24 protein-coding genes are annotated in these 20,947 nt (G+C 73.6%); 16 read left to right on the top strand and 8 right to left on the bottom strand.

Annotation, left to right across the window (positions count from 1 at the left end; translation table 11 throughout):
- Positions 1–53: 53 nt before the first annotated feature.
- On the bottom strand, positions 54–266 hold the full coding sequence (locus tag ACFRQN_RS30340) for a hypothetical protein (protein ID WP_074001120.1): 213 nt from the start codon (positions 264–266) through the stop codon (positions 54–56).
- Between the two features lie 85 nt (positions 267–351).
- Positions 352–606: an acyl carrier protein gene (locus ACFRQN_RS30335; RefSeq protein ID WP_049661285.1), complete on the bottom strand. Its 255-nt coding sequence runs from the start codon at positions 604–606 to the stop codon at positions 352–354.
- Positions 607–747: 141 nt separating this feature from the next.
- On the opposite strand from ACFRQN_RS30335, the gene ACFRQN_RS30330 reads away from it, so the two are divergent.
- Positions 748–903, top strand: coding sequence for a hypothetical protein (locus ACFRQN_RS30330; RefSeq protein ID WP_380743429.1), 156 nt, complete (start codon positions 748–750; stop codon positions 901–903).
- Positions 904–1,102: 199 nt separating this feature from the next.
- Positions 1,103–1,855: an SDR family NAD(P)-dependent oxidoreductase gene (locus tag ACFRQN_RS30325; protein ID WP_380743428.1), complete on the top strand. Its 753-nt coding sequence runs from the start codon at positions 1,103–1,105 to the stop codon at positions 1,853–1,855.
- 35 nt (positions 1,856–1,890) lie between these two features.
- Here ACFRQN_RS30325 and ACFRQN_RS30320 read toward each other — a convergent pair whose 3' ends face one another.
- The gene (locus ACFRQN_RS30320; protein WP_079271802.1) at positions 1,891–2,520 is read right to left on the bottom strand and encodes a putative glycolipid-binding domain-containing protein; all 630 of its coding nucleotides are present in this window, start codon (positions 2,518–2,520) and stop codon (positions 1,891–1,893) included.
- Between the two features lie 162 nt (positions 2,521–2,682).
- Between ACFRQN_RS30320 and ACFRQN_RS30315 the strand changes: the two genes are divergently transcribed.
- From ACFRQN_RS30315 to ACFRQN_RS30270, 10 genes are all read left to right on the top strand, one after another.
- Positions 2,683–4,170, top strand: coding sequence for an ATP-grasp domain-containing protein (locus ACFRQN_RS30315; protein WP_380743425.1), 1,488 nt, complete (start codon positions 2,683–2,685; stop codon positions 4,168–4,170).
- On the top strand, positions 4,164–4,739 hold the full coding sequence (locus tag ACFRQN_RS30310; protein ID WP_380743423.1) for a GNAT family N-acetyltransferase: 576 nt from the start codon (positions 4,164–4,166) through the stop codon (positions 4,737–4,739). Before ACFRQN_RS30315 ends, ACFRQN_RS30310 begins: the two co-directional genes overlap by 7 nt.
- Before the next feature lie 132 nt (positions 4,740–4,871).
- Positions 4,872–6,017, top strand: a complete 1,146-nt coding sequence (locus tag ACFRQN_RS30305) for a hypothetical protein (RefSeq protein WP_375874288.1) — start codon at positions 4,872–4,874, stop codon at positions 6,015–6,017.
- Between the two features lie 158 nt (positions 6,018–6,175).
- A complete protein-coding gene (locus ACFRQN_RS30300) occupies positions 6,176–7,129 on the top strand; it encodes a DUF4331 family protein (RefSeq protein WP_380743421.1) in 954 nt (317 codons plus the stop codon).
- A gap of 74 nt (positions 7,130–7,203) precedes the next feature.
- A complete protein-coding gene (locus tag ACFRQN_RS30295; protein ID WP_380743419.1) occupies positions 7,204–7,881 on the top strand; it encodes an HAD family hydrolase in 678 nt (225 codons plus the stop codon).
- Between the two features lie 169 nt (positions 7,882–8,050).
- Positions 8,051–8,416 (top strand): hypothetical protein, encoded by a 366-nt coding sequence (locus ACFRQN_RS30290; protein ID WP_074001125.1) that lies wholly within the window; start codon positions 8,051–8,053, stop codon positions 8,414–8,416.
- A 219-nt stretch (positions 8,417–8,635) separates the two neighbouring features.
- Positions 8,636–9,736, top strand: coding sequence for a substrate-binding domain-containing protein (locus ACFRQN_RS30285; protein ID WP_074001126.1), 1,101 nt, complete (start codon positions 8,636–8,638; stop codon positions 9,734–9,736).
- Between the two features lie 107 nt (positions 9,737–9,843).
- Entirely contained in the window at positions 9,844–10,653 is an 810-nt protein-coding gene (locus ACFRQN_RS30280) for an ATP-binding cassette domain-containing protein (protein ID WP_049653670.1), read from the top strand.
- Positions 10,650–11,900, top strand: a complete 1,251-nt coding sequence (locus tag ACFRQN_RS30275; RefSeq protein WP_380743416.1) for a sugar ABC transporter permease — start codon at positions 10,650–10,652, stop codon at positions 11,898–11,900. The genes ACFRQN_RS30280 and ACFRQN_RS30275 overlap by 4 nt, the downstream gene beginning before the upstream one ends.
- A 492-nt stretch (positions 11,901–12,392) precedes the next feature.
- A complete protein-coding gene (locus ACFRQN_RS30270; protein WP_380743414.1) occupies positions 12,393–13,652 on the top strand; it encodes an RICIN domain-containing protein in 1,260 nt (419 codons plus the stop codon).
- Between the two features lie 173 nt (positions 13,653–13,825).
- Here ACFRQN_RS30270 and ACFRQN_RS30265 read toward each other — a convergent pair whose 3' ends face one another.
- Both ACFRQN_RS30265 and ACFRQN_RS30260 read right to left on the bottom strand, forming a co-directional pair.
- Complete coding sequence (locus ACFRQN_RS30265) at positions 13,826–14,377, bottom strand: hypothetical protein (RefSeq protein WP_074001128.1); 552 nt, start codon at positions 14,375–14,377, stop codon at positions 13,826–13,828.
- Positions 14,378–14,391: 14 nt separating this feature from the next.
- A complete protein-coding gene (locus ACFRQN_RS30260) occupies positions 14,392–14,826 on the bottom strand; it encodes an ATP-binding protein (RefSeq protein ID WP_079271803.1) in 435 nt (144 codons plus the stop codon).
- A 344-nt stretch (positions 14,827–15,170) separates the two neighbouring features.
- Here ACFRQN_RS30260 and ACFRQN_RS30255 point away from each other — a divergent pair, with 344 nt between their 5' ends.
- Positions 15,171–16,625 carry a tetratricopeptide repeat protein gene (locus tag ACFRQN_RS30255; RefSeq protein ID WP_241852738.1) on the top strand — a complete coding sequence of 485 codons (1,455 nt, stop codon included), beginning with the start codon at positions 15,171–15,173 and terminating at the stop codon, positions 16,623–16,625.
- Between the two features lie 17 nt (positions 16,626–16,642).
- Complete coding sequence (locus tag ACFRQN_RS30250; RefSeq protein WP_074001129.1) at positions 16,643–16,984, top strand: ASCH domain-containing protein; 342 nt, start codon at positions 16,643–16,645, stop codon at positions 16,982–16,984.
- Between the two features lie 253 nt (positions 16,985–17,237).
- On the opposite strand, the gene ACFRQN_RS30245 is transcribed toward ACFRQN_RS30250, so the two are convergent.
- The 3 genes from ACFRQN_RS30245 to ACFRQN_RS30235 all read right to left on the bottom strand — a co-directional run bounded on the left by ACFRQN_RS30245 (position 17,238) and on the right by ACFRQN_RS30235 (position 19,879).
- Complete coding sequence (locus tag ACFRQN_RS30245; protein ID WP_074001130.1) at positions 17,238–18,470, bottom strand: helix-turn-helix domain-containing protein; 1,233 nt, start codon at positions 18,468–18,470, stop codon at positions 17,238–17,240.
- 184 nt (positions 18,471–18,654) lie between these two features.
- Positions 18,655–19,188, bottom strand: coding sequence for an NUDIX hydrolase (locus tag ACFRQN_RS30240; RefSeq protein ID WP_074001131.1), 534 nt, complete (start codon positions 19,186–19,188; stop codon positions 18,655–18,657).
- A 28-nt stretch (positions 19,189–19,216) separates the two neighbouring features.
- Entirely contained in the window at positions 19,217–19,879 is a 663-nt protein-coding gene (locus ACFRQN_RS30235; protein ID WP_074001132.1) for an HAD family hydrolase, read from the bottom strand.
- Between the two features lie 174 nt (positions 19,880–20,053).
- On the opposite strand from ACFRQN_RS30235, the gene ACFRQN_RS30230 reads away from it, so the two are divergent.
- The gene (locus ACFRQN_RS30230; protein ID WP_074001133.1) at positions 20,054–20,521 is read left to right on the top strand and encodes an NUDIX hydrolase; all 468 of its coding nucleotides are present in this window, start codon (positions 20,054–20,056) and stop codon (positions 20,519–20,521) included.
- 47 nt (positions 20,522–20,568) lie between these two features.
- Positions 20,569–20,910: an ASCH domain-containing protein gene (locus ACFRQN_RS30225; protein ID WP_380743410.1), complete on the top strand. Its 342-nt coding sequence runs from the start codon at positions 20,569–20,571 to the stop codon at positions 20,908–20,910.
- Positions 20,911–20,947: the final 37 nt, after the last annotated feature.

Genomic DNA, 20,947 nt, shown 5'->3' with positions numbered 1-20,947 from the left:
GCCCTCCGGTGTTCGGGCCGGAGGGCGGGAGGACGGACGGGGGTGGCGCGAGGTCAGTCCAGGGCCAGGAAGCTGCCGACGTTCTCGTCCGGCCGGAACTCGCCCGGCCCCAGGGGGTTGAGGATTCTCGCCTGACAGTTGCCGTCGGGGAAGAGCAGGATGGTGCCGCCGGTCCGGTTGGCGATGGCGGTGTCGGCGCCGAGGCCGGGGTAGCACTGGCCGCCCTGCGGGTCCCGGACCTGCTGGAAGTTGCTGCCGTTCTCCATGATCACGACACCGGGCGCCGCCGAGGCGGTCGAGTCGTACGGGCCGGTACCCGGACGGCGGGGCCGACTCCCCGCTCCGGGTCGTTCAGGAGCCGGACGCCACCTGGGCGTTGACGTCCTTGAGGAACTCGGCGACGGGACGCCCGAGCAGCTCCGCGCTGTCGACGGAGACGCCGTAACGGTTCTCCACGTCGGCGAGGACGCCCAGCACGCCGAGCGAGTCGACGCCGAGGTCGAGGAACATGCGGCCCGGTTCGGCGAGTTCCTCGGCGGTGACCTGGACGCCGGCGCGGGTCCTGACCAGGGTGGCGAGTTCCTCATAGGTGATCTCGGCGGCCATCGGGCCCTCCTCGGGGTGCGTGGGGCGGCAGGGCCGGAGGGTGGCGGATCGCTCAACGGGAGGCCCTGTGGGCGCAGTTGTACGTGGTCGAAAGGCGTCCGGTCCAGCTCGTTCACTCGTACGCGTGAGGCCTTCACGGGGATGGTCGGAACGGCCCGCCCCCGCGGCCCCGACCGCGCCGCCGCCGGGCACCTCCTCGCCCCGCTGACCGGGCCGCTGGAGCACCGGCCGGACGCGGACGTGCGGGAGGTCGCCGCCGAGGCGGTGGACGTCTTCCCGCACGCCTACGGCACCTGAGCCCCGGGGCCGGGGAATCCGGGGCCGGGGCGCCCGGACGGCGGGCGGGCTCCCGTGCGGCGGCGGGTGCGTCCGCCCGTACCGCGCCGCCTGGACGACGGGGCGCCGCACCGCCGGGCGTGGTTCGCTGGAGGGGCGGGCGCCGAGCGCGCGCCCGCCCCCGCTGCGAAGCACCCCCGTTCTCCGAAGGGCCGTGGTCATGATCTCCTCCTCCCTCGCGGGCAGGGTCGCGCTGGTGACCGGCGCGACGAGCGGCATCGGCTCGGCCACCGCGACCGCGCTGGCCGAGCAGGGCGCGCACGTGCTGGTCGCGGGCCGCGACGCGGCGCGCGGCGAGGCGGTGGTGGCCGCGATCCGGGCGGGCGGCGGCAGGGCCGACTTCGTCGCCGCCGAGCTGCGCGACGTCGCCGCGGTGCGGCGCCTCGCCCGTACGGCCACCGCGCTGGGCGGCGGCCGGGTGGACATCCTGGTCAACAACGCCGGCGTCTACCCGTTCGGGCCGACCGAGGGGACGACCGAGGAGGAGTTCGACGCCGTCTACGCGCTCAACGTGCGGGCGCCCTACTTCCTGGTGGCCGAGCTGGCCCCGGCGATGGCCGCGCGCGGCGCCGGGGCGATCGTCAACATCAGCACCCAGGCCGCCTCGCACGGCGCGCCGGGCATGTCCCTGTACGGCTCCAGCAAGGCGGCGGTCAACCTGCTGACCCGCACCTGGGCGGCCGAGTACGGGCCGCGCGGTGTGCGGGTCAACGCCGTCGGCGCGGGGCCCACCCGTACCGAGGGCACGGCGGTCATGGGCGAGGGCCTCAGCGACATGGCGGCCGAGGCGCCGGCGGGCCGGCCCGCCGAGGCCGAGGAGATCGCCGCCGCGGTCGTCTTCCTGGCCGGCGACGCGGCGGGCTTCGTCCACGGCGCCCTCCTGCCGGTGGACGGCGGGCGCACCGCGGTCTGAACACCCCCGGCCTCAGGCCCCGGGGCCCGGGCCCGTCAGGCGATGCGGTGGGCCAGGCCCGGGTACTCGGCGACCAGGCCGTCCGCGTCCAGCAGCAGGTCCGCCCGGTAGTCGCCGGAGGCGTAGCGGACGGTGGCGCGGCCGTCCTCGTGGCGGCGCAGGTGGGTGTAGGTCTGGCGGGAGGGCACGACGACCAGCTCGGGCACGCGGATCCAGGCCATCAGGAAGTGGTGCTCGCCGGGGCCCAGGTGGAGGCCGTGGCGCAGCACGGGCGGGGTGTTGGTGAGCGGGGACAGGCCGAGGTCGCAGTCGAGGGCGCCGTCGAGGTCGGGTCGGGGGGTGCCGTCGACGGTCCAGTGGCCGGTGGTCTCGTCGCGGCGCAGGTCGAGGGTGCGGGTGGTGTCGGGGGTGCGGGCGGTGACGTGCATGCGGCGGGTGGTGAAGCCGTCGCCGGTGTCGAGCCGGTAGTCGAGCCAGTACGGGGCGGGCTCGGCGGCGGCGGCGCGGCCGTGGGCGGTCAGGGAGGTGGGGCCGAGGTCGATCCAGGAGGTCTCCAGGCCGGCGGTCTCGGTGACCCGCCAGGTGGGTGCGGCGGTGCGGGTGGCGGCGTGTTCGGCGGGGCGTTCGGCGGGGCGGTTCGGGTCGGGGGCGGTGCGGCTGTTCATTCGTGCACGGTACTGCCGGGTGCCGACAGCGGGCCCGACGGGCCGTCAACACGGGGGGCTCCTTCGTTCGGGTGAGGGTGGGGGCGGGGCGTGCCTCGTGCGGGGCGGGGCGGGGCGTGCGGTGGCGGCGAGCGCCGTCCCGGGCTCTCCATAATCGCGTGGGTGATCACATCCTGTGACGAAGCGGTGGCCCGGCTGCGGGCCCTGCCCGGACTGTCGTGCTGTGCCCGTCCCCTGAACGTGCTGCCGCTGCTGCGCACCGGCTGCCTGTCCGCGGTGGTGAGCGTGGAGGGCCCGGACACGGGCTGGGCGGGCGAGTTCGGGGCCTCCTTCCACGCGCTGGAACCGGAGCGGGGGGTGCGCGACCACACCCCGGCGGGGGCCGGGGTCCACACGGTGCTCCGCGCGCTCGCCGGCACCCTGGACGAGGACGAGGACGAGGACGGGGGCGCGGGCGCGGCGGGTGGCGGCTGGCGGGGCCGGGAGCTGGCGCTGCTGCCCTACTCGGCGATGAAACCCGAGTGGCGCACGGCACTCGGCGCGCTCGGCACCCGCCTGCTGGAGCCGCCCTCGCACGTGGCCCTGCCGATGCTGAGCGACAAGCGGGCGCAGCGCGCGTGGCTGCGGTCGGTGGGGGCCGCGACCCCGGCGGACGCGGTGGTCCCGGCGCTCGACCACCGGGAGCTGCGCCGCCGCTTCGGCTCCCCCTACGTGGTGCAGACGCCGGTGGGCTCCAGCGGCAAGGGCACCCACCTGGTCGTCGACGAGGCGGACCTGCAGCCGATCCGCCAAGTCGGCGGCGGGCCCTGGCTGGTGAGCGGCTACGTCGAGGGCGTCGCGCTCAACGTGCACGTGCTGGTGTCGGCGGACAGCACGGTGCGGGTGCTGCGCCCGTCCGTCCAGCTGACCCGTATCGAGGGTGTCGGCGCGCCCTTCGGCGCCTACTCCGGCTGCGACTTCGCGGCCCCCGCCCTGCTGGCGCCGCTCGCCCTGGCCCGGGCCGCCGCCGCGGCGCGGCGCGTCGGCGAGGCGCTGGCCGCGCTCGGCTACCGGGGCCTGTTCGGCGCCGACTTCGTCCTGGACGGCGAGCGTCCGCTGCTGCTGGAGCTCAACTGCCGTATGCAGGGCTCGACCTGGCTGCTGGGCGAGCTGGAGCTGGCCGAGCGGGCGCTGCCGTCCGCGCTGCGGCACGTGCTGGAGCTCTACGGCCACGCCACCGGCGGCGAGCCGCGTACGGACGCGGCGGGCGCCGTGCAGCTGGTGGTGCGGCACACCGGCGCCCCGGTGCGGGTGGCGGCGGCGCCCGCCGGCGGCCTGCACCGGCTCAAGGACGGGCGGCTGCGGTACTGCGGTGCCGGGTTCGGCCTGCTGGAGTGCGGGCCCGACGACTGCGTGCTGCTGCAACTCCCCTCCCCCGGCATGGTGTTGCACCCGGGGGTGCCGCTCGCCCGGATCGTCGCCCGGCATCCGCTGACCACCCCCGACGGCACCGCGCTCACCGCGCCAGGACGCAGGCTGCTGGACGCGCTGCGCGCGGGCTTCGTCCTCGAACCCCTCGAACCGTACGGCCTGCCCGGGCCTTCCGGGCCCGCCGCCGTCCCCTCCGCCTCCGCGGGTCCCTCCGCCGCCGCCCCCCGCGCGCCGTGGTGAACCCGCGCCCCGACCCGCGGTCCGACCCGCTGTACGTCCGCACCGCGGTGCCCGCCGACCTGCCCCGGCTGGCCGCCCTGCGCGCGGAGGCCGCCGCGTGGATCGCCCTGGAGCACGGCTCGGCCCAGTGGTCGGACCCGTACGACGCCCAGCGCGGCCTGGCGCTGATCGCCCTCGGCCTGACCGTGGTCGCCGCGCTGTCGCCGCACGGCGAGGCCGTCGCCACCCTCACGCTGCGCCCCACCGGCAGCCCCCGGCTGTGGACCGGTGAGGAACTCGCCCTCCCGGCCCGCTACGTGAGCTCCTTCACGGTGGACCGCCGGTACGCCGGGCACGGCATCGGCACCCGCCTGGGCGACTGGGCCTCCTGGCGGGCCGCGCGGGCGGGCGCCACCCTGCTGCGGGCGAACGTGTGGAGCGACAACGCCGCCCTGCACGCCTACTACCGCGCGCGGGGCTGGCGTTGGGTGCGCACCGCGGCCGGCAGCCGCAGCGGCGCCCTGTTCGAGCGCGCCGCGGACGCGGTGGCGCCACCGCTGGTCCACGAGGCGGGCCGCCTGCGGACGTGACCCCCGGCGTCCGGACGGCGCGGGCCGGTCGGTCGGTCAGCACGGTGTCAGCGCGCCCGGACAGCATGGCCGGTGAGCCGGCGAGAGCGCACGGCCGGGACAGGACGACGGGACAGGAAGAGGAGACGAGGCATGAGCATCAGCCGCAGGTCCGTGCTGCGGACCGCCGCGGCCGCCGTTCCCGCCCTCGCGTGGGGCGCGGCGGCGCCCACCGGGGCGGCGGCGGCCACCGCCCGGGAGCGGTCGGCACCGCGGGAACAGGCGACGCCGCAGTGGCAGGTGACGCCGTTCCCGCTGCGGAACGACTTCGGCGTCAGCGGCCTGGCGATGACCGGCGCCGCGGCCGGCTTCGCCGTCGGGTACCAGGTCGCCTTCTGGGGGCCGGTCCCGTACGACGTGCCCGCGGTGTGGAGCTGGGACGGAGCCCGGTGGACGGAGGTCGAGGGCGCGGTCACCGGGGCCAGCGGCCGGCTGTACGCCGCCACCGCGGCCGGCCCGGCCGACGTGTGGGCCGTGGGCGACAGCGGACTGGCCGTCCACTGGGACGGGCAGGGCTGGAGCCGGAGCACGGTGCCCGGCACCGCCGGCGGCGCGTTCTCCGGCTTCGCCGTGGCCGGGGCCGGGAGCGCCGTCTGGGCGGTGGGCCGGGCCGGCTCGTCCGCTGCCGCCGCGCGGTGGAACGGCTCGTCCTGGGAGGGCGCCGCCCTCCCGCTGCCGCCCGGCACCTCCCAGCTCACCGCGGTGCGGGTCGCCGGGCCCGGCGACGTCTGGGCGGCCGGCGACTACCAGGCGTCCTCCGGCGCGCTGTACCGGCCGTTCGTCGTGCACTGGGACGGCAGCGCCTGGTCCCAGGTGGCCGCGCCGTCGTACCCGAACCTCGACGTGCGGGTGCTCGACCTGCTGGTCGCGGGCCCCTCCGAGGTGTGGCTGGCCGGCGGCACCGGCCGGTACAGCCAGTCCGGCCTCCGGAACGCCTTCGCCACCCGCTGGGACGGCACCGCCTGGAACGGCACCCGCACGCCGCCGGCCACCGACCCGCACTACTTCCTCGGGCTGTCCCTGCGCGGCACGGAGGTCTGGGGCGTGGGCTACGGCGGAGACTCCCCCGTCCAGCGGTGGACCGGGTCCTCCTGGGCGGTGGCCCCCGCCCCGTTCGCCTTCACCCAACCGGGCGTGTTCACCACCGGCCCGGACGGCACCACCTGGCTCTTCGGCTACGGCGCCCCGGACGCCAGGACCGGGGCGGACCCCTTCACCGCGCGGCTGCCCGCGAGCTGACGCCCCGCCCGTACCCGCGCCCGTACCCGAACCCCCGCCCCCGCCCGCGCCCGCCCGGGTGGCGCAGCGGGGCGGGCCGGGGGCGGGCGGGCGTGCTAGCAATGGCCGAGGGGGTCGGGGGGTGTCCCCGCGCAACCCGCCCGACCCCGGAGGCCGTCTTGTCGCACCACCTCAGCGGACCGAACCTGCGCTCACCCGAGGGTGACGCGCGCCTGGACCTGACCGACCTGTTCGCCTTCGCCGCGCCGGAGCCGGGCCGGACGGTGCTGATCATGAACGTCAACCCGGTCGCGCCGTCCGGCGGGCAGGCCTTCCACCCGCAGGCGGTGTACCGGATCGACATCGACACCGACGGGGACCGGCGGGCCGACGTCGCGTACAGCTTCACCTTCTCCGAGCCGCGGGACGGGGCGCAGACCATGACGGTGCGGCGGGCCGCCGGCGAGGGGGCGCGCGGGCTGGAGGCGGTCGGCGAGGTGCTGGTGGCGGACGCGCCGGTGAGCTTCACGGGCACGCCCGCGGTGGTGGAGGCGGGGGCGCACCGGATCAGCGCGGGGCTGCGCAGCGACCCGTTCTTCGCGGACCTGGACGGGATTGTGAAGGACTTCCAGTGGACGGGGGTGGACTGGGGCGCGGACAAGAACGTGTTCGGGATCGTGCTGGAGGCGCCGGACGCGCAGTTCGGGCCGGCGCCGGAGATCGGGGTGTGGGCGCGGGTGAGCGTGCGCAAGGACGGGCACCTGGTGTCGGTGGACCGGGGTGCGCACCCGTCGCTGACGGCGTACTTCAACGAGGAGGACGCCAAGGAGGCGTACAACGCCGGGGATCCGGTGGACGACTGGGAGAACTACCGGGAGCCGTGGACGGCGAAGCTGCAGCACTTCGGCGGGTACACCACGGACGCGGCCGAGGCCCAGCTGCGGATCGTCCTGCCGGACATCCTGTGCTACGACCGCGCCCGCCCGGCCGGCTACCCGAACGGTCGCACGCTGAGCGACGACGTCACCTCGGCGCGGCTGACGATGCTCACCGACGGCAAGGTGCCCGGCGACCACATCGGCCCGCACACCGACCTGCTGCCAGCTTTCCCGTACCTGGGCCACCCGCACTGAGCCCGCCGGGCCCCCGGCGCCCCGGCTGCGGACGCGCCCGCCGCCCCGCCGCGGGCGCCCCGTAGGGTGGCGGCATGTCCCTTCCCGTGGAGCTGGTGGTCTTCGACTGCGACGGTGTGCTGCTCGACAGTGAGCGGCTGGCCGTGCGGGTGGACGAGCGGGTGGTCGCGGAGGTGGGGTGGCCGCTGTCGCAGGAGGAGATCGTCGAGCGGTTCCTGGGCCGTTCGCACGCGTTCATGACCGCCGAGATCGAGGCGCACGCGAGCGTGCCGCTGGAGCCGGGCTGGGACAAGCGCTTCCAGCACCTGTACGACGAGGTGTTCGCCGCCGAACTCGCCCCCGTGGAGGGGGTCGTGGCGGCGCTGGCGGCCCTGGAGCGGGCCGGGATGGCGGACTGCGTGGCGTCCTCCAGCAGCCATGCGCGGCTGCGCTCCACGCTCGGGCGGACCGGGCTGCTGCCGCGTTTCGCCGGGCGGGTCTTCAGCTCCGAGGACGTGGAGCGCGGCAAGCCCGCCCCGGACCTGTTCCTGCACGCGGCCGCCACGATGGGCGTCGAGCCGGCGGCGTGCCTGGTGGTCGAGGACAGCAAGTACGGGGTGGCGGCGGCGCGGGCGGCGGGGATGCGGTCGCTCGGCTTCCACGGCGGCCTGACGCCCGAGGCGTGGCTGGCGGGGCCCGGCACCCGGACCTTCGCGGACATGCGGGAGCTGCCGGCGCTGGTCGCCGGGGCGGCCTCGCTCCCGCTGCCGTAGCTCCGTGGCGGGCCCCGGTTCCGACTGCGGCTCCGACTCCGACGGCGGGGGGGCAAGGAGGCGCGCCCCTGTCAGATGTCAGGGACCGCCGCGGGCACCGGATTCCTAGGCTGACGGGCACCGGACGCAACGGTCGTCCGTCCTCGTACCAGCCAAGGGAGAACCACCCATGCGCAGGATCACCCGTACCGTCGCCGCCCTGGCCCTGGCCGCCGCCGCCCTGACCACCGTGGAGGCCGGCGGCGCCGGCGCCGCGGACGGGGCATGGGCGGGCTGCCCGTCGGGCGCGGTCTGCGTCTACCCGCAGGACCAGGACCCGGCGGTCAGCCCCAGCGACGTCTACTGGAGCTACGGCGCGCACAACCTGAGCGGCCAGTACGGCCACCACTGGGTGCTCAACAACCAGACCGGCGGCGCGCACGCCCGCCTGTGCCGCGGTTCGGGCGGCGCCGACTGCGTCTACGACCTCTCCTCGCCGAAGGGCGTCTACTACGACCTGGGGCCGATCAACTCGATCACCCTCGACCGTCCCTGACGGTCACTCAGTTCCCACCAGGCAGTGCCCGCCGCGCGAGGGGAGCGGCGGGCACTGCCGCGTCGCGTGCCCCCGCCCCCCGAGGCGTGTTCACGAACATAACGAGTAGTGGTGGATTCCCGGCAGTCTGGTTTTACTTATTGACGTCATGTACGCGCCCAGGTTTAACTCCCCCCACCCCGCCGCGAAGCCGCGGCGACCCCCAGGGAGAGGTATCCGATGAACGCCGCACTGCGCCGCGCCCTCGTCTCCGCCGTGGGCCTCGTCCTGACCCTGTCCATGACCGCCGCCTGCGGCAAGGCCGCCGGCGCCAAGGGCGACTCCTCCTCCGCCGCCGGCGACCCGAACGCCATCGGCCTGCTGCTGCCCGAGAACGCCTCCTCCGTGCGCTACGAGTCCTTCGACCGCCCGTACATCGAGGCCAAGGTCAAGGCCCTGTGCGCGCAGTGCAAGGTGCTGTACAACAACGCCGAGGGCAGCGCCGCCAAGCAGAAGCAGCAGTTCGACACCCTGCTCGCCCAGGGCGTCAAGGTGATCGTCCTGGACCCGTACAACGCCAAGTCCACCCAGGACTGGGTCCAGGAGGCCGCCGCCAAGGGCGTCAAGGTCATCGCCTACGACCGCCTGGCGGCCGGCCCGATCGCCGCGTACACCTCCTTCGACAACGAGAAGGTCGGCGAACTCCAGGGCCGGGCCCTGCTGGACGCGCTCGGCGCGCAGGCCGCCGACGCCGACATCGTCATGATCGACGGCGACGAGGCCGACCCGAACGCCGCGGACTTCAAGACTGGCGCGCACAAGGTCCTCGACGGCAAGGTCAAGAAGGTCGTCTACGAGCAGTCCGGGCAGTGGGACCCCGTCGTCGCCGGACAGAAGATCTCCGCCGCCGTCACCGAGTTCGGCAAGAACGGCTTCCAGGCCGTCTACTCCGCCAACGACGGCATGGCCGCCGCCATCATCACCCAGCTCAAGGGCGCCGGCATCAAGGTCCCCGTCGGCGGCCAGGACGCCTCCCTGGACGCCATCCAGCGCATCGTGGCCGGCGACCAGGCGTACACCATCTACAAGGCCTACCGCCCGCAGGCCGAGGCCGCCGCCGAACTGGCCGTCGCCCTGCTGCAGGGCAAGGACGTGAAGACCATCGCCACCGCGAGCGTCGACAGCGCCACCGCCAAGAACATCCCGACCAAACTGCTGGACGCCAAGATCGTCACCAAGGACACCATCGCCTCCACCGTCCTGGCCGACGGCACCTACAAGGCCTCCGACATCTGCACCGCCGACTACGCCGCCGCGTGCGCCGCCGCCGGACTCAAGTAGCCCGGCCCCCGGCGGCCGGGACCAAAGCGGCCAGCCTCAAATAGCCAGCCCCGCACCAGCATCCTTCGACCAGGTCTTCAAGTAGCCCCTCCCCCAAGGTGGTTCCCGTGACAGGCGCACCCGTCCTGCAGCTGCGCTCGGTCTCCAAGCGCTTCGGTGCCGTCCAGGCCCTCACCGACGTCGACCTCGACGTCCACGCCGGCGAGGTGCTCGCCCTCGTCGGCGACAACGGCGCCGGCAAGTCCACCCTCGTCAAGACCATCGCCGGCGTCCACCCCGTGGACGAGGGTACCCTCACCTGGCAGGGCGAGCCGGTCCGCCTGGCCCGCCCCCAGGACGCCGCCGCCCTCGGCATCGCGACCGTCTACCAGGACCTCGCGCTCTGCGACAACCTCGACGTCATCGCCAACCTCTTCCTCGGCCGCGAGAAGCGCCGCCGCGCCCTGCTCGGCCCCGCCCTGCTCGACGAGGTCGCCATGGAGCAGCACGCCCGCCGCCTCCTGGACACCCTCGCCATCCGCATCCCCGACGTGCGCGCCCCGGTGGCCGCGCTGTCCGGCGGGCAGCGCCAGGTGGTGGCCATCGCCCGCGCCCTGGTCGGCGAGCCGGCCCTGGTGGTGCTGGACGAGCCCACCGCGGCCCTCGGCGTCGAGCAGACCGCCCAGGTCCTCGACCTGGTGGAGCGGCTGCGCGAGCGCGGCCTGGCGGTCGTGCTGGTCAGCCACAACATGGCCGACGTACGGGCGGTGGCCGACACCGTCGCCGTGCTGCGCCTGGGCCGCAACAACGGGGTCTTCCCGGTGGCCGGCACCACCCAGGAGCAAATCGTCGCCGCGATCACCGGCGCCACCGACAACGCCCACGCCCGCCGCCGGGCCCGCCGCACCGAGCAGGCCGAGGAGGCCGAGGCCGTATGAGCACCCCCGACGCACCCGCCACCCCCTCGCCCGCCGATCCGCGGCTCCATCCGCCCGCGCAGGGCTGGGCGGGACTCGCTCAGGCCGCCCGGCGCCGCCTGGGCTCCGGCGAGCTCGGCTCGCTGCCGGTCGTCGTCGGCCTGGTCGTCATCGCGATCGTCTTCCAGTCCGTCACCCACCACTTCCTGCAGGCCGACAACCTCACCAACATCACCCGCTTCATCGCCGGCCCCGGCCTGATCGCGGTCGGCGTCGTGTTCGTGCTGATCCTCGGCGAGATCGACCTCTCCCTCGGCTCGGTGGCCGGCGCGAGCGCCGCGATCGCGGCGGTGCTCGCCGTGCGCCAGGGCTGGAACGAGTGGCTCGCCATCGCCGCCGCCCTCGGCGCGGCCTGCGTCATGGGGCTCCTGCACGGCCTGTTCTTCGCCCGCGTCGGGGTACCCGCCTTCGTGGTCACCCTCGCCGGGATGCTGGCCTGGAGCGGCCTGCAGGAGTACGTGCTCGGCGACGCCGGCACCGTCAACAACCGCCACGACGGCGTCGTCGCGAGCCTGGACACCACCTTCCTCGGCGACGGCGACATCGCCTACGCCTGGGGCCTGGCACTCCTCGCCCCCGTCCTCTACCTGGCCGCCCGCCTGCACACCGCCCGCCGCCGCCGCGCCGCCGGCCTCACCGCCCCGCCGGCCTCCGACAGCGCGATCCGGGCCGGCGCCCTGGCCGTCCTCACCCTGGCCACCGCCTACGCCCTCAACCAGGACCGCGGCCTGCCGCTGTCCCTGGTCGTCCTGCTCGGCGCCGTCCTCGCCACCGACTTCGTGCTGCGCCGCACCCGCTACGGCCGGCAGGTCTTCGCGGTCGGCGGCGGCGTCGAGGCGGCCCGGCGCGCGGGCGTCAACGTCGCCCGGGTCCGGATCTCCGTGTTCGTCCTCTCCGCGTTCCTGGCCGGCCTCGGCGGCCTCTTCTACGCCTCCCAGCAGGGCTCCGCCGACAAGCAACTCGGCGGCGGCAACGTCCTGATGAGCGCGATCGCGGCGGCCGTCATCGGCGGCACCAGCCTCTTCGGCGGCCGCGGCAAGACCTGGTCGGCGCTACTGGGCATCCTGGTCATCCAGTCCATCACCACCGGGCTGGACATGGTCCACGCCGCCCAGGCCATCCAGTACATGATCACCGGCGCCGTGCTGCTGGCCGCCGTCGTCCTCGACTCCCTCACCCGCCGCACCCGCAGCAGCGGCCGGAGGTAGCGCGGGGCGTCCGGCGTCCCCTCGGCCCGGCACCCCGCCGCAGCGCGGGGTGCCGGGCCGTCGTGGTGCGCGGAGGGGAGGACATCGGCCAGGCCGGGGTGACCGGATATCCCTCCGCCCCGGGGCGCCGGCGCACCGGCGGGGACGGCCCGACCCCGGATCGGAGGCAAGTGCACCTTCGGCGGGCGAATGTGCCACTGCGTCGGATCAGGGCTGGCCGCCCGGCCGCCGCGTCCGTCCCCGGCCCGGCCGGCGTGCCCGCGTCCCGCACCGCACGACCGCGGTGGTGGCGGGCGGGCGCCGCCCGCGCGATCGGGGAACCGGCCATTCCGACCCGTCCCGGACCGGCGGCCCGTTGACCTGTTCTGGCATGGTCCCGTCAATAATCCCGCCGCTATGTTCGTTTGCGACCGGCACCACCACACCGACCACACCACCACCCGGGCTCCCGCCTGTCCTGACGCGGAGTCCGGACGCCAGGGGGGAACAACGATGCGTCACTCACGCCCATCCGGACGCCGGCGCGCGGGGCTGGTCGCCCTCGCCGCGGCCTCCGCGCTCGGCACCATGGCGGCGATGGCCCCGGCCGCGGCCGCCACCCCGGCGCGGACGGCCGCCGCCGTGGCCGGGGACCCCGCGCTCGGCGACACCTGTACGGCCGCGGACCTCGGCAAGCGCTACCCGTTCATCAAGTCCCTCCAGGTCGTCCCGACGATCACCCACTTCAAGGGCTGGTACGTCACCGACGGCGCGACGGGCTCCCAGACGGTGACGGCCACCACCCAGTCGGTGGTGACGGTCTCGGTCGGCCTCGACGCCTCCATCACGGGCAACTTCGAGATCGCGACCCTCGCCAAGGTCGAGGCGAGCGCGAAGCTGAGCGTCAAACTGGAGTCCTCCACGACCAGCACCGAGTCGAAGTCGATCACCTGGAACTTCCAGAAGCCCGGCTACTACGCCCTGTACGAGGGAACGCGGAAGGTCACCGGCCAGTACGGCAGCCTGAACTGCAACCGCGTCGACACGGGCAACGGCACGTACGCCACCAAGTGGGTCGAGGGCCCCGGCGGGGGCAGCTACACCACCTTCACCACCCTGGAAGAGGGCGCGGTGCGCTGCGAGGACGCCGTACCGGCGAACAGCATCATGCGCCGGGCGCAGGACATCCTGGGCTGCACCACTTCGCTCCGCACCGATGCGGCCGCTCCCGCTGCTCCGGCCGCTCCGGCCAAGGCTTCGGGAGTCAAGCAGGACTGGCCCGGATTCCCCGGCACCACCGCGCCGCCCGGCTTCACCTGCGACACGGCCAACTACAAGATCACCACACCCGACCGCGCGCTGTTCTGGTCCGCGCCCGGCTTCCTGGACTGGGGCAGCAACAACATCCAGCTGCGGCCCGCCGCCCAGGGCTGGCCGCAGGGCCAGGACCAGTGGCAGCTGTGCAGCGGCCCGACGGCGAACGGCATCGCGGAGCAGATCCTGATCAACCGCTCGACCAACAAGTGCCTGGCCGTCCCGGAGGCGACCGCCGCCACCGAGGGCACCATCCTGCAACAGGCCGACTGCAAGGTCGACGACCTGCAGCGGTTCTACTTCTACCGCGACGTCCCCGGCAGCGACAAGATCGGCGTCCAGAACAAGTACACCGGCCACATGGTCGGCCACGACCGCAACGCCGACGGCCAGCCCCTGCGCCAGTACAGCATGGGCAAGGCCGACGGCACCGGCACCTACGCCCTCGTCAAGGCCTGACCAGGGCCCGCACCGGTTTCCCCGCGGGTGCCGCCGACCACGGCGGCACCCGCCTTCAGCCTGTCCTCGCGCCCTCGTGTCCTCTGTCGACTCCGCCCGGAGCTGCCCTTCGCCCTGCTCGCAGGCCTGCGGCAGCGGACGCGCTCGGCCGATCCGGCCGCTCTGCGCGGGAGTCAGGCGCGGGTGGCTTGGGTGCGGCAGTGGGCGAGGGCGTACTTGACGCGGATCTCGGAGTGGGCGGTGGTGGTGAGGAGTTCGCCGGCGGCGACGAGGGTGGACCAGTAGCGGACGGGATCGCCGGTGCGAGGCATGGGCCGGGCGGCGGCGAGCGAGAGGTACGCGGTGGTCAGGTTGCCGGTGGTGAACCAGCGGGTGAGGCCGTGCTGGTGGCCGGCGCGGATGCCGCCCATGGCATCGACGGCGGCCAGGAACAGGTCGACGACGGCGAGTTCGGCGTCGGTGAGCGACTTGGGGACGTCGAAGACCCCGAGGGCTTCGAGGAGTTCGCCGGTGTCCGTCTCGGAGTCCGGCCGGGGGTCCGAGAGCAGGACGTCGTAGCACTCGTCCAGGCGGCGGCCGGTCTCCGCGAGCGGGATGTCGAGGGCGAGGCACACCGCGCGGGCGGAGGAGAGCGGCTTGCCGGTACGGCGGGCGAGGAGCGCGTACGTCTCGGCGGGCGTGCGGCCACGGGAGAGGGCGTGCCGCGCCAGGGTTGTGAGGTTCATCAGTAGTCGGACTCTCAGGCGTTGACGAGGACGGGCGCGGGGATCGGGGCGACGAGCACCCACACGAACTTGCCGATCCCACCCGGCCGGGAGGAGCAACCCCAGCGCTCCGCGAGCTCGTTGACGAGGAACATCCCACGCCCGCGCTCGTCCGAGGGCGCGGCGACACGGACGGACGGACGGCCGCTACCGGCATCGTGCACCTCCAGCCGCAGCCGGGAGTTGACGAGGGCGAAGCGAACCTCGATGTGGCAGTCGTCCGGCCCGTCGGAGTGCTGGACGGCATTGGCGAACAGCTCCCCGAGGAGCAGCTCGGCCGTGTCGGCGTAGCGGTCACCGGACGGCAGCCCGGAGAGGTACGCACGGAGCAAGTACCGCGCCAGGGGCGTGGATTCGATGCGGGAGTCGAGGCACGCGACGAACGCGCGGGGCCGGCGGGCTTTGAGCATGGTGGACCTCGAAGGGAGCGGGGAGGGGACATGCGAGAAGGGGCGCGACATCACGCTGTGTACACCCAATGCAGCGCCACCCAGTAGCCTGGCGTTACAGCTTGATCGCAGGTAGTGAGAGATCGCCGCCCCGATCGGGCGAGGCCATCGCCCGGTTCCGGCAGGAAGAGACCCATCGCACGAGGTCATGGTTCGACCAACCAGCAGCAAATGAGTCCGGACATGCATGACGCCGCACCGACGCACAGGAATCACCACGCAAGGAAATGTCTCCCATGACTGTCGCCGCAGCATCACAAGGTGGCCCGCACGCAGCCGCGTGCGGGCGCCGGATGAGAGAACGGATGATCGGTCAGGCCGGGAACCCCGAACAGGTGCCGTACGACTTGGTCGAGCTGATCGTCAAGGAGATCGAGGCGCACTGTGGGCACCGTCGCCTCAAGGCCTTCCGACTGGCAGTGGGCTGGCCTGTCACTGAGGCGGTCCAGGAAGCTCACGACCTGGTCGACCGGGAACGCCTACGCAAGATCGGACTCACCGAACGGTCCTGGAAGGACTGGGAGGCCGGCAAGGCGCCGAGTCCTGAGTACCAGGACCTGCTCTGCCGCCTCTTCCAGACCAGTCCCGTCCAGCTGGGCTTGGCCGCCGACTACACACCCGTGGCATTCCGAGCCGACGGCCCGGAAGGTGCGACACTCCCAGAAGGAACCACCTCCACGCATGCGGGGGCGGAACTGGAGGAGGTGGCGGCCACGAAGCGTCGAACCGCGCTCATGCTGACGGGTCTTACGATCGCGGCCCCGACCTCAGCCGCCCAGGTTCTCGACCAGGCTGCTGCCGAAGCCATGGAGTTCACGCGTCAGGCTGAGGCCAGCTCACTGGGCGTCGGGTCACTCGACCACCTGGAGCTAGCGGTCACCGACTTCAACGACGCCTACTCCGTGATGCCGCCGCAACAGGTGTTCGCTGAAACGCTCGACTACCGCCGCAAGGTGGACGCCCTGTTGAAGGCGAAGCACACCCACGAGCAGGGCCGCGAACTCCTCGCCTACGCAGGATGGCTCTCCGAACTCCTTGCCTGGCTGGCCCATGACCTCGGTAGCCCTCGAGCAGGCCTCGCCTTCGCCAACGACGCCTTCGTACACGGCAGGCAGGCCGGCCACGGTGAGCTGTGCGGATGGGCCATGGACGCCGCCGCCTCCATCAACCTCTACGAGCACCGCCCTGATCGGGCACTGGCTGCCGCTCGTCAGGGCCTGACCCAGGCACCCGCCACGCACCCCCTCGCCGTCCGTCTCCACGCCCAGGCCGCCCGCGCCTCGGCCGCAGACGGCGATCCCGAGGGCTTCGTGTCCTCCCTGCGCGCCGCCCAGGACGCCCACCAGTTCCTGCCCGCCCGGATCCCCCGCCGTTTCGGCCTCGACCCACTGCCACTCGCCGACTATGCCCTCACGTCCTACCCGGCCACCGCCTGCATCCTGCTCGGCAAGGCCGAGGATGCCCGTCGCCATGCAGAACACGCGCTCTCCGTGTACGAGTCCGCCCCGGCGGCTTCCCGTTCGCCCAGCCGCGAGGCCATCGCCCGCATTGATCTGGCCCTCGCCCACGCCCAGCTCGGCGACCCCGACAACGCTGTAGCCCTCGGCAACCAGGCGCTGGATTCCGAGCGCGTCGTCGACTCCGTACGCGCCCGCGCCACCGACCTCACCGGCTACCTCGCCCGCCGATACCCCCGTCATGGTGCCGTCGGCGAACTGCATGAGCGCCTCGCCGTCTTTCCCCTCCCTTCCACGGCATAGAAGAGGAACACCATCCCGTGCCCGACCAGGAACGCGTCATCCGGATCCGCCGCCCCTACCTCGACCTGATCGCCGCCGGCACCAAGACCATCGAGGTACGCGTCGGCTACCCCAGCATGCGCAGGATCCGTCCGGGACAGACCCTCGTCTTCGAATCCGGCGACGCCCACTGCCACACCCTCGTCACCGGCGTCACGGAGTACCCGAGCTTCGACGCCATGCTCGACACCGAGGCCCCGGAGGCGATCGGCTCCGAGGGAATGAGCCGGACCGAACTCCTCACCGCCTGCCGCGAGATCTACCCACCTGAGAAGGAGCAGCTCGGCGTCCTCGCGATCCACCTCCGACTCACCCCGTAACCAGGGGACGGCCGGCCTCGCCGCGCAGGAAGTCGACCGAGCCGACTTCCTGCGCGGGAGCCAGGAGCGAGTTCGGCGACGTCTGAACCGAGGGCTTCCCCGGCCGGCACTACTTCCGGAGCATGCCGTAGCACCTGGTCGGCCGGCCAGCTGCTCGACTGGGTCTCCCAGCCGAGCAGCCGACGTGACGGCGGATCGGCGGACTGCCCGGCGCTCGGGGGTGCGGCCGTGGGTTTGGTACCGCCCGGCCGCCCTATCCGTCCAGGTGGAAGCGGTCGGACATGTGGCGCAGCTTCTCGCGGGTGGCCGAGCGCTCGGCGTAGACGATCCTGCGCAGGGTGGCGCGGGCGATCGGGTGGTTGCGCACGAGTTGCGGGGCGGTCTTCTCCGCCGCCTCCAGGGCCTGGAGCGCCTTGTCGCGGTTGCCGTCCCACAGCCAGGCGCGGGCCAGGTCCATGTGGTGGTGGCCCCGCCGGGAGGCCGGGAGGGCGGCGACCTTCGCCGGGTCGGCACGCTCGTTGAGGATCAGGGCCCTGGCGTGGTCGCCCATCTCCAACTGGACCGACACCGCGTGGACTTGGACGTTGCCACTGGAGAAGGTCAGCGAGTGCCGGTCGAAGGGGGGCTCGGCCCGGCTTCCGTCCATCAACTCGGCTGCCGCGTACGCGTGCCGGATGCGGTCCTCTGCCTCCGTCCGCCGGCCGGCGCGGGCGGCGGACACGGCGGCGCGCAGGTGCATGGCGCCCCAAGCCCTTACGGCCAGGGGGTCGTTGGCGCGGTAGCGATCCTCGACGAGGCGAAGCGCCTTGTCGGACAGTGCCAGGGCGTCGTCCCAGTCCGCCGTGGCCCACATGTCCCACACCCGCATCCAGTCCGCGACCGCCTCCATCACCGGGTCGCCGGACAGCCGGGCCGACCAGGCGGCCCGCTCGCAGGCCATGGCGATCAGCTCGGGGTGGCCGAGCGTGTGCGCGGCGGTGTGCGCGAACTTGCACTCGATCGCGTAGACCGCGAACGCCTCCTCGCGTTCGCGGCCGGTGGACACCTCGGCCAGCGCACGCGCTTCGCGCAGCATGTCCGGGAGCACCTTCAGGATGGCCACGTTGGCGGCCGCGTCCCGGAGCCGGTGCAGGCGCTCCGTCTCGCGCCAGAGTTCCGCCGACGGCCGGGGCGCGCCGTCGAAGACCGGCGTGAGGTCGTAGCGGCGAAGCTCCCGCAGGATGGCGGCGGCCGACACCTGCCACTGGTTCTCCGACGGCCTGCCCGCGACGAAGGGCCTCTCGATGAGGTCGTTGGGGTGGCAGTGCAGCGCCGCCGCGATCTGGTTGATGGTGCCGGCCCGGTCGAGCTCGATCGTGCCCTTCTCGACCTTCGACACCCAGCCCTGGGTCCTTCCGGTAGCGGCGGCCAGGTCGGCCTGGGTCATGCCCAACCTCAGCCGCGCCCGCCGCACCCGCTTGCCGATCGACTCCCGTTCCTCCAGCACAGCAGCCCTCCCGCGCTCGCACCCGCCTGCCCGGTCCGTGAGGCCGCGGTACCACCGGGAAGCTACCGCGTTCCGGCGGGCCGCGGGCCCCGAAGCCCGGCGGGATCCGCTGGACGGCTACGCCGACGTGCGCGGCCCGCCGCCATCTGGCTGTTGCTCTTCGCGAGATGCCGGCCCTGCCGATCTAGGGACGCCGGGCGAGCACCTGGAGCAGGCCGGTGACCGCGACGCCTGCGACGATCTCCCGCCGGTCGATCATGCCCTGGATCCGGGAGATCGGGATCCACTCGATCCGGTCGGCCTCGTGGGTGTCCACCGGCGGTGCGACGTAGGTGGCACCGTGGGCGAGGAACACATGGTGCTCGGCGTTGCTCATGCCGCCGATGGGCTGGACATAGGCAAGGGCCTCGACCTCGTCCACCTGCCAGCCGGTCTCCTCGAACACCTCGCGGACCGCTGCGGCCTCGAGGGATTCCCCGTCCTCGACGATGCCGCTGGGAATCTCCCAGCTCCAGGTGCCCGTCGCGAAGCGGTGCCGCCACATCATCAGCACCTCGTCCCGGTCGTTGACCACGACGACGGCCGCGACCGGTGCGAAGCGCACCAGGTGGTGCTCGTACCGGGCCCTTCCGCGCGGCTCGACGTCGACCAGGTCGAGCCGCACCCACGCGCTGGTGTAGACGGGACGGCTGCCGTGGACGGTCCACTCACTGCTCACTCGTACCTCATGGTCTCGGTGGGGCGGCTCAGCTCGCCGCGGCGTTGAACTTGGCGATCAGGTCCGGGAGTTCCGCCAGCGAGTCGATCCGGAACGTCGCCTGCCCGGCGGCCGGGTCGTGCTGCTGGATCCAGCCCCACGGGCCGCGCCGGATCAACGCCGTCCGCATCCCGGCCGCCCGGGCGGGGAGCACGTCGTTGTCGAGCCGGTCACCGACGTACAGGATCTCGTGCGGCTCGGCGGGCACCGCCTCGGCGACGCGCTCGAAGAAGGCGGGGTCCGGCTTGCTCGCGCCCCAGTCGTCGGAGGTGCCGATCAGGTCGACATCGTCCGTGAACAGTCGGCGGAGGATCGCCCCGGACCGCACGGTCTGGTTTCCGGCGATCGCCAACCACAGGCCATCCGCCCGGAGTTGAGCGAAGGCGCCCCGGACGTCCGGGTAGAGGTCCTCCTCACCGAAGGTCTCCGGCCGGCCGACGGCCGCCCGCTTCTCGCGCTCCTCCGAGAGGTCGAAGCCGGGGGCGAAGACCTGGAACGTCTCCCGGTAGTCCCGGCCCTGCGCGATCACCGCGCCGAGCTGGGCCACGAACGTGTGCCTCGGCACGCCCAACCAGTCGGCCCAGGTACCGTACTCCCGGGTCTCGTCGACCAGGCACTCCCCGACGTCGAACACCACAGCCTTGATCGTCACGACCGCAGCCTAACGGGGCAAGGACACCCCCTGGACGGCCTCGGGAGCGGTGACGACGACCTGACGACGGAGCTGTACACGGACGCGGTGGCCGCGGCTCGCACCTGACGGGTCGAGGACTGTGGGAGAAAGGGCATGACATGCGGACGGCCCCGACTGCGGAGGTGGCAGGCCGTGCCCAGGCGTGACTACGAGGACGACCCGAACGCCCCCGAGGCGAACTCGCTGGTCCCGGCCGCGTCCGTGGTCGTGGTCGACGACGCCGGCCGCGTCCTGCTCCAGCGCCGCACCGACAACGGGATGTGGGCGCTGCCCGGCGGCCGGATGGACATCGGCGAGTCGATCGCCGGGTGCGGCATCCGCGAGACCCGCGAGGAGACCGGCATCGACGTCGAGATCACCGGGATCGTCGGCACCTACACCGACCCGGGCCACGTCCTCGCCTACGACGACGGCGAAGTCCGCCAGGAGTTCTCCGTCTGCCTCCTCGGACGCCCGGTCGGCGGGGAGCTGCGGGTGTCCGACGAGTCCCACGAGGTCGCGTGGTTCACCCCGGCCGAGACGGACGGGCTGGCGATGGTGCCGAGCGTCCGCAAGCGGCTGACGGACTGGCGCTCCGGGGCGATCCCCGTGGTGCGCTAGCCGCCCGCCCCCTCCTCCCCCGGCATAGAAGCGGAGTACCTGCCCCCATGTCAGACCAGGAACGCGTCATCCGGATCCGCCGCCCCTACCTCGACCTGATCGCCGCCGGCACCAAGACCATCGAGGTACGCGTCGGCTACCCGAGCATGCGCAGGATCCGTCCGGGACAGACGCTCGTCTTCGAATCCGGCGACGCCCACTGCCGCACCCAGGTCACCGGCGTCGCGGAGTACCCGAGCTTCGACGCCATGCTCGACACCGAGGACCCGGAGTCGATCGGCTCCGAGGGGATGAGCCGGGCCGAACTCCTCGCCGCCTGCCGCGAGATCTACCCACCCGAGAAGGAGCAGCTCGGCGTCCTCGCGATCCACCTGCGACTCACCCCGTAACCAGGGGACGGCCAGCCTCGCCGCGCAGGAAGTCGGC

The organism is Kitasatospora sp. NPDC056800 (genome assembly GCF_042789775.1).
In the GTDB taxonomy this organism is placed as follows: domain Bacteria; phylum Actinomycetota; class Actinomycetes; order Streptomycetales; family Streptomycetaceae; genus Kitasatospora.
The sequence above is the reverse complement of the archived record's forward strand: the minus strand, read 5'-3'. Positions and strand labels throughout refer to the sequence as shown.